Source organism: Thermostichus sp. MS-CIW-23 (genome assembly GCF_054059455.1).
On the sequence record NZ_JBSSCC010000066.1, the window covers coordinates 1 to 7,944 of the forward strand.

General features: G+C 56.6%; 7 protein-coding genes and 2 pseudogenes. 5 read left to right on the forward strand and 4 right to left on the reverse strand.

Translation table 11 applies throughout. The features are described from left to right. Positions 1-276 precede the first annotated feature (276 nt). The 4 genes from clpP (at position 277) to ACVW0B_RS13910 (ending at position 3,627) form a co-directional block, all read left to right on the forward strand. Positions 277-879 carry an ATP-dependent Clp endopeptidase proteolytic subunit ClpP gene (gene clpP / locus ACVW0B_RS13895; protein WP_011434140.1) on the forward strand — a complete coding sequence of 201 codons (603 nt, stop codon included), beginning with the start codon at positions 277-279 and terminating at the stop codon, positions 877-879. Between the two features lie 508 nt (positions 880-1,387). Beyond that, positions 1,388-2,812: a form I ribulose bisphosphate carboxylase large subunit gene (locus ACVW0B_RS13900; protein ID WP_011434138.1), complete on the forward strand. Its 1,425-nt coding sequence runs from the start codon at positions 1,388-1,390 to the stop codon at positions 2,810-2,812. 66 nt (positions 2,813-2,878) lie between these two features. Next, on the forward strand, positions 2,879-3,286 hold the full coding sequence (gene rcbX, locus ACVW0B_RS13905) for a RuBisCO chaperone RbcX (RefSeq protein WP_011434137.1): 408 nt from the start codon (positions 2,879-2,881) through the stop codon (positions 3,284-3,286). An 8-nt stretch (positions 3,287-3,294) separates the two neighbouring features. After that, positions 3,295-3,627: a ribulose bisphosphate carboxylase small subunit gene (locus ACVW0B_RS13910; protein WP_011434136.1), complete on the forward strand. Its 333-nt coding sequence runs from the start codon at positions 3,295-3,297 to the stop codon at positions 3,625-3,627. 321 nt (positions 3,628-3,948) lie between these two features. On the opposite strand, the gene ACVW0B_RS13915 is transcribed toward ACVW0B_RS13910, so the two are convergent. The 4 genes and pseudogenes from ACVW0B_RS13915 to ACVW0B_RS13930 all read right to left on the reverse strand — a co-directional run bounded on the left by ACVW0B_RS13915 (position 3,949) and on the right by ACVW0B_RS13930 (position 6,540). Further along, a complete protein-coding gene (locus ACVW0B_RS13915; protein WP_457491961.1) occupies positions 3,949-4,707 on the reverse strand; it encodes a TIGR00297 family protein in 759 nt (252 codons plus the stop codon). Positions 4,708-4,861: 154 nt separating this feature from the next. Next, positions 4,862-5,072, reverse strand: a pseudogene (locus tag ACVW0B_RS13920) (transposase); the annotation flags it as partial. Positions 5,073-5,175: 103 nt separating this feature from the next. Next, on the reverse strand, positions 5,176-5,643 hold the full coding sequence (locus ACVW0B_RS13925; protein WP_457491962.1) for a hypothetical protein: 468 nt from the start codon (positions 5,641-5,643) through the stop codon (positions 5,176-5,178). Further along, positions 5,644-6,540, reverse strand: a complete 897-nt coding sequence (locus ACVW0B_RS13930; RefSeq protein WP_457491963.1) for a serine/threonine protein kinase — start codon at positions 6,538-6,540, stop codon at positions 5,644-5,646. It abuts the gene before it with no gap. Positions 6,541-6,674: 134 nt separating this feature from the next. Here ACVW0B_RS13930 and ACVW0B_RS13935 point away from each other — a divergent pair. Continuing rightward, positions 6,675-7,856, forward strand: a pseudogene (locus tag ACVW0B_RS13935) (B12-binding domain-containing radical SAM protein); the annotation flags it as partial. Positions 7,857-7,944 lie beyond the last annotated feature (88 nt).

Consider the following 7,944-nt stretch of genomic DNA (forward strand, 5'->3'; position numbering starts at 1 on the left):
TCGGGCCTGTTTTGTTCTCTGGTAGAGCAGAGCAGGCTCAGGGCTACTGAAAGCCCGCTCCGTACCGCTTAGCGGTCGGAGTCGGGTAGTTTACACCCGTTCCACATCCCAGAAGAAGAGGGATCCCGCTATAACCACCCCGTCTCCTTGCTGCTCTGGCCGGCTCACACCCCGTCGAGCCCCGTACGGAGCCAGGCCGGTGAGTCGTCCTGAGCAAAGCATCCATCCAGTGGCTTAGACTACACTAGTAAGGACTGACCCATCGCTTGGACTGGCATGATTCCCACCGTTATTGAGCAATCTGCGCGAGGCGAGCGCGCCTTTGACATTTACTCGCGTCTCTTGCGGGATCGGATCATTTTCTTGGGCACCCAGGTGGACGACGACATTGCTAACCTGATTGTGGCCCAGATGCTCTACTTGGAGTCCGAAGACCCTGAAAAAGACATCTACCTCTACATCAACTCCCCCGGTGGCTCTGTCTATGCTGGCATGGCCATTTACGACACCATGCAGCACATTCAGCCGGATGTCTCCACCATCTGCATTGGTTTGGCTGCCAGCATGGGAGCCTTTCTGCTGGCAGGGGGCACCAAAGGCAAGCGCATTGCCCTTCCCCACGCCCGCATCATGATCCACCAACCCCTTGGTGGAGCTCAGGGGCCAGCTACCGATATTGAAATTCAGGCCAAAGAGATCCTCTTCATCAAAAACAGTCTCAATAGCTTGCTGGCCTACCACACCGGTCAACCTCTAGAGCGCATCGAACGAGATACCGACCGCGACAACTTCATGACCCCAGAACAAGCCAAAGAGTACGGCCTCATCGACCAGGTGATCAGCAAGAGACCCCAGCCAACCCTGGCAGCCGTTTCTTGACCGTCCAGGCCCTGCGGGTGGGTTTGCTCTGCTCCCTCAAAGAAGGGAGCTTTTGGTTTTGGCCGGGGATCCCACCCAAAGGATATTAAGAAAGCCAAAGAAATCTGTATTCTCAGCGGGAAGCAGGGGGTCTTACTTTAATTAAACTAATCAAACTCATAAAGAAAGTAATGTTCAGCCCACTATTGCGGATGGTAGCTTAGGATTAAACCTATATAGAGTTGTGTTTGCCGAGATTCTAGCTTAGGCGCTGTATAAATTCCTTTCCGCTGGGTTTGCAAATCCAGGGAGTCGAAGCTAGTGATTGAAGGCGCTCGAAAAGAAGGGTTTAGGGCTTCCATCCGCCGGGATGAAGAGTGTCTTAAAGCCCAACTTTGGCCTCATGGTTGTGGGGCGGTCTTATTCACGGAAACTCGGCGGTCTCGAGTTTTGGCCCTGAGTTTTTCCTCTTGGTTGCATCCGTGAAGGGCATTTTCTGGTTCTGTAATTCGTTCAGAGGGAGATCAACGTGGCCTACTCAGCAACCCAATCCAAAAGCGGCTATCAAGCCGGTGTGAAGGATTACCGACTCACCTATTACACTCCCGACTACACGCCTAAGGATACCGATGTCTTGGCCTGTTTCCGGGTTACTCCTCAGCCGGGTGTTCCTCCCGAAGAGGCCGGGGCGGCTGTGGCGGCTGAGTCTTCGACAGGCACCTGGACAACGGTATGGACAGATTTGCTGACCGACTTGGATCGGTACAAGGGCCGCTGCTATGACATCGAGCCGGTTCCCGGCGAAGACAACCAGTACTTCTGCTTCGTCGCCTATCCGCTGGATCTGTTCGAGGAAGGCTCGGTGACCAACATGCTCACCTCGATTGTGGGCAACGTTTTTGGCTTTAAGGCCCTAAAGGCGCTGCGGCTGGAAGATGTACGAATTCCGGTGGCCTACCTGAAAACCTTCCAAGGCCCTCCCCACGGCATTCAGGTGGAGCGGGATAAGTTGAATAAGTATGGCCGTCCGCTGCTGGGCTGCACCATCAAACCCAAGTTGGGCCTTTCTGCCAAAAATTACGGGCGGGCCGTGTATGAAGCTCTGCGGGGCGGCCTGGACTTCACCAAAGATGACGAAAACATTAACTCCCAGCCCTTCCAGCGCTGGCGGGATCGCTACTTGTTCGTGATGGAGGCTGTCCACAAGGCCCAAGCGGAAACCGGCGAGATCAAGGGCCACTATTTGAACGTGACAGCGCCCACCTGCGAAGAGATGTTCAAGCGGGCCGAGTTTGCCAAGGAGTTGGGCGCCCCTATCATCATGCACGACTACTTGACAGCTGGCTTCACTGCCAACACCAGCTTGGCCAAGTGGTGCCGGGATAACGGCATTCTGCTGCACATTCACCGGGCCATGCACGCGGTGATCGACCGGCAGAAGAACCATGGCATCCACTTCCGGGTGTTGGCCAAGTGTTTGCGCATGTCCGGTGGCGACCACCTGCACTCTGGGACGGTGGTGGGCAAGTTGGAAGGCGACCGCGCCATCACGATGGGCTTTGTGGATCTCATGCGGGAAAACTACGTAGAGGCCGATCGCTCCCGCGGCATTTTCTTCACCCAAGATTGGGCTTCCATGCCAGGGGTGATGCCGGTGGCTTCCGGTGGGATCCACGTTTGGCACATGCCGGCGCTGGTGGAAATCTTCGGCGACGACTCGGTGCTGCAGTTCGGCGGCGGAACCTTGGGGCACCCCTGGGGCAATGCGCCGGGCGCAACCGCCAACCGGGTGGCCTTGGAAGCGTGTATCCAAGCTCGTAACGAAGGTCGAGATCTGGCCCGCGAAGGCAACGACATTATCCGGGAAGCAGCCAAGTGGTCGCCAGAGCTGGCGGCTGCCTGCGAGCTGTGGAAGGAAATCAAGTTCGAGTTCAAGGCCGTCGACACCCTCTAGAGATCTGCTGGGGGCAAGGGATCCCCACGGTTCTCTTGCCCTGCTGGCCCCCTCCCTGGATCGGCAATGGATCTGAAACAGATCGCCAAAGACACCGCCAAGACCTTGATCAGCTACCTGACTTATCAGGCGATGCGCACGGTGCTGGCTCAACTGAGCGAAACAGATCCCCCCAGGGCTCTTTGGCTACAGCAGTTCTCCGCTCGGCAAAACCTTCAGGATGGGGAAGCCTACCTGCGGGCTTTGCTGGCTGAGCGTCCTGAGTTGGCCTATCGCATCATGACCGTTCGTGAACACATTGCTGCGGAGGTGGTCGATTACCTGCCGGAAATGGCCAAAGCCGGCATCCAGCAAGCCAACATGGAGCACCGCCGCAATCATCTAGAACGGATCACCTCAGCAACAGGATCCCTACCCGTTACCCACCCGGAAGCGGGATCCCCCCCACAAAACCCTAGGCTCGAAACGGAGTGACACCGATCATGCAAACCTTACCAAAAGAGCGCCGCTACGAAACCCTCTCCTATCTGCCGCCGCTGACGGATCTGCAGATCATCAAGCAGGTGCAGTACATCTTGGATCAGGGCTACATCCCGGCCATAGAGTTCAACGAATCGTCTGAACCAACGGTTCGCTATTGGACGCTGTGGAAGCTGCCCCTGTTCAGCGCCACTTCTCCCCAGGAGGTGCTCAGCGAAGTGCAGGCTTGCCGCAGCGCCTACCCCAACTGTTTCATTCGCGTGGTGGGGTTCGACAACATTAAGCAGTGCCAAGTGCTCAGCTTCCTGGTCTATAAGCCCAGCGGCCTGCGCTAAGGGAGCTCTGGTCAGCGAAAGGGGAGAGCTTCTCCCCTTTTGGTCAAGCCTCCTGGCTTGACTTCTTTGTATGGCCGTTCTCGGTGGCACGGCAATAGAGACCGTGGTTCGGTAATGGTCATGTACAACGTTGCCGTCAACGGGCAACCGGGGTTGGGAACCAGCCTCGTTGGTCTCGGATGTTGCAGCACTCCTTCAGAGACCTGCGGGTCTATGAAGCAACTGGGACAGAGGAAGGGACAAAAACCTCACTGTTAAGGGGATGGGGCACTAGAAACCCCATCTGCCTATACGGTGGGGTAGTTCATGGTGACCCTATTTCTAGGATCCGATGCCCATAAGGGATCCCAGCCCTACCGCCAGAAGAGCGGCCAAAGTTGTTTGAATGCCGTTCACGACTTCGTTGGTCATCCAGGCCAAACGGGGTTGTAACACCACTCCCATCCAGCTTTCCGCCAGGGTGGCCAGGATCCCAGCCAGCCAGCAGATGCCCAACCAAAATGGGCTTTCCCCCACCCACTCCCCGCCAATCCCCCAGGCCAACCCGGCCATCCCTGCCGCTGCCGCCACCCCCGCCAGGGATCCCTCTAGGCTCACGGCTCCTTCTGTGCCCGCCGGCACGGACTGGAAGGTGGTGATCAAAAAGGTCTTGCGGCCATAGGCTTTCCCCACCTCGCTGCTGACGGTATCGGCCAATTTCGCTGCAAAGCTGGCGCTGTATCCCAACCACCACAGGGGATGCGGGAAGAAAGCGTATCCTAGCGCACATACTGCCCCGGTTAAAGCGGATCCCCAGACGTTCTCCGGCCCTCGCGCCCCCTCTCGCTTTTCGGCGATCCCCTGCGCCTGCTTGCGCCGGATCCCTAGCTTGGTTACGGCTGTTCCCACTAAAAAATAGGCAGCTACCACCGCGTAGCCCCGCCCCCCCAGCCCCCCCCACACCAGCAGGCCCAGAAGGCCCGCGTGGATGACCCCTGCTCGCGTCAAAGCCTTCTGAGGGCTCAGCAGACCCAGCACCACCAGAGCCAGGTTGAGCCAGAGTGCCACCCCCCACTGACTCAGAAGCCACGCTTGCCACATATACCCTTAAACTTTAGCCACAGCAATTTGGCCAGATAATTCTCAGCACAAGCACCAATATAGCAATCCGTGTTAAATCGCAAAAAAATCTTTTATCGACTAAATGCCTCTCCCTGTAAACGTGCCGGTCAAATCTCCCACCACCCTCCTATTCCTCAAGGATAAGATGCTCTAAGTCAGGGTCTTTCCCAAACTCCCAAGCAACTCCAGCGATGGAATCTCTGGTGTATCATTTTCCATATCTTTTTGGGAGGTAGCGCCACGGGGATCCAGAGCGAGCTATTACAGCAGGCCTTGGATAAACTGTTTGCATCCTGCCTCTTTGCCGATGTGGATCTGGATTCTGTTTTCAGGAAAGCTATAATTTTTTGCTATTTTATTTGCTGTGATCTGCAGCAAGATAACTCATCAGACCTTACCCAAAAACTGTCCTTATCATAACTAAACTAAATGCAAAAAACCTAACGACTACACCTTTTGCCGTTCAACTGGGATCTTCAGCCAACGGCTTAGTTCCGAGGCCAACCACTCCAGCTCTGGCTCCTGCAAAGGGATCCCCGCTCCCAACTCGTATTTGCGGTTGCCCGCCCAGATGTTCAACTGTGGGCTTTGGCGTGGGATCAGCTCTAGCCGGTCAATATCCCATCGCCGACTGGGGGGAACATTGCCAAACCTCAGGCCAAACACCTCGTGAGCCAGGCGAATGTATTTTGTGTCGATCCGTAGGTGGACTTTGCCGAATAGACCGTAGAGGATCACGCCCACCATCCCCAACCCCACCGTCCAGAAGGGCAGCATGAATAGGCCAAACACCAGATTGGCCGGAAAAGGCGCAAGCCCAACCGATATGATCGTGAAAAAGGTGATGAAGGAGTTCCAAGCGATGGCGAAAGGCAGCAACACCAAAACACCGATTTGCCGGGCCGGGATCACCACCTAAAAGGTCTGTTCGGACTTGTGCAGTTGAATCCGGCTGCCTGCTGGCTGTCGAGTAGGGACTGCTGCCGCGTCTGAGGGAGTCAAGGCGGGACGACGATCCAAATGCTCCAGCGCCTCCAGGGCCTGCCGGGCGGAAGCAGGGCGATCCGCCACCACAGGTTCCGTCATCCACCGCAGCCAGTCGCGAAAGGGCGGGCTCAGTTGCACCGCTTGCTCGAACGCAATCCGGGATCTCTCCTGGGGCAGATCCGCCGGGTGTTGGCCGGTGAGCAGGTGAATCAGGGTGGCACCCAGGCTGTAGAGGTCGGAAGCGGGCACGGTTCTGCCGCCAAATTGCTCCAGGGGCATGTAGCCGTAGCTCCCCACCACGGTGTAGGATCCCTGCTCCCGGGGGGCAGCCGCCTGAACCGAGCCAAAATCCACTAGGTACACCTGCTGGTCGGATCCCAAGAGAAGGTTGCTGGGCTTGAGATCTCGGTGAATGACGGGGGGATGGAGTTCGTGCAGGTAGACGAGAATGCGCAGCAGCTTTTGCGCCAGCTCCCGCACCTCCGGCTCGGCAAAGCGCCGCCCTTGCTCCATCCACTCCTGCAGCGAGGGGGCGTCGATGTAGGTTTGCACCAGGGCCAGGCCCCGTCCTCCCTCTAGGCTGATCTCGAAGTGGTCGCGGTATTCAGGAATGGCTGGATGGGAGAGGGTCTGCAGGATCTGGGCTTCCCGCTCGAACAGCTTCAGGTCGGCCCAATCGAAGTCTGGCCCGAAGAGCAGCAGCTTGATCACCACCTGTTCCGAGGTGAGCAAATCCTGAGCCAGGTAGGTGTGTCTGCCGCTGCGCTTGCTCAATCGCCGCTCTGGTCGATAGCGCTGGCGCCAAATTGGGCGCTCTGGAGCCATACCCCCTCCTCAGGTCCGACCCTGCTGGTTGCTTCAGCTTTAGCTTATCTTTGTCCCTTTTGGATCCCTGCCGCCGCGCCCCTCAAAAACCGACTAGAGTGAGTGAAGAGATGTGAAGTAAGCTCTCAGGTTGTATGGCCTCGCACCTGAAGATTCAAAAAATCCTTTATGTACGGCTGCCCTGCAACCCCATTTTTCCCATCGGGGTAGTCTATCTGGCGGATCACGTTCACAAGCTGTTTCCCCATGTCGAGCAGCGCATCTTCGATATGGGCACCTTTCCGCCCCTAGATTTTCGCCGCCGCATGCTGGAGCAGATCGACCAGTTTCAGCCGGATTTGCTGGTTTTCTCTTGGCGGGATATTCAAGTCTATGCGCCGGTGAACGGGCGGGCCGGCAATCTACTGCAACACTCTTTTGAGTTTTTCTACGCCCGCAACCCCCTGAAAAAATTGCGGGGATCCCTGAATAGCCTCAGGCTGGTGCTGGCCTACTATGGCGAGATTTGGCGCAACACCCGGCTGGTCTGGCAGGGGATCCGCAGAGCCAGGCGCTACAAATCTCACGCTGAAGCGGTGTTGGGGGGTGGGGCAGTCAGCGTCTTCTATGAACAATTGGGCCGCTATCTGCCCAAAGGCACCATCATCTCGGTAGGGGAGGGGGAAACCCTGCTGGAAAAAGTCATCCAAGGGCAAAGCCTAGCCACAGAGCGCTGCTATCGGGCCAAGCTGGAGTAACCTCGCCCAGGTTTGATCCACGAGCCGCCTCAACCTCTGCAAAAAACCGCCTGTGATTACACCTACATCACCGCCATTTGGCCGGAAATTGACTACTACCTAGAAGGGGGCGACTTTTACATTGGGGTACAAACCAAGCGCGGCTGCCCCCACAACTGCTGCTACTGCATCTACACCGTCATCGAAGGCAAGCAGGTGCGCCTCAACCCTGTGGATGAGGTGATCCGAGAAATGATGCAGTTGTACGAGCGAGGAGTGCGAAACTTTTGGTTTACCGATGCCCAGTTTATCCCTGCCCGCCGCTACATTGAGGATGCGGAGGAATTGCTGCAGAAAATTCTTGATGCCGGCATGACCGATATCCGCTGGGCTGCCTATATTCGGGCCGACAACCTCACCCCAAAGCTGGCTGAGCTCATGGTGAAAACCGGCATGAGCTACTTCGAGATCGGCATCACCAGCGGATCCCAGGAGCTGGTGCGCAAAATGCGCATGGGCTATAACCTGCGCACGGTACTGGAGAGTTGCCGCTACCTCAAACAGGCAGGATTTAACGACCTGGTTTCGGTCAATTACAGCCTTTTAATTTAAAATAGGGTACAGGTATTCAAGAGGAAGGAGAGAAAGGAATGCCGACTCATTCTTTGGATTTGCGGCAAAGAGTTGT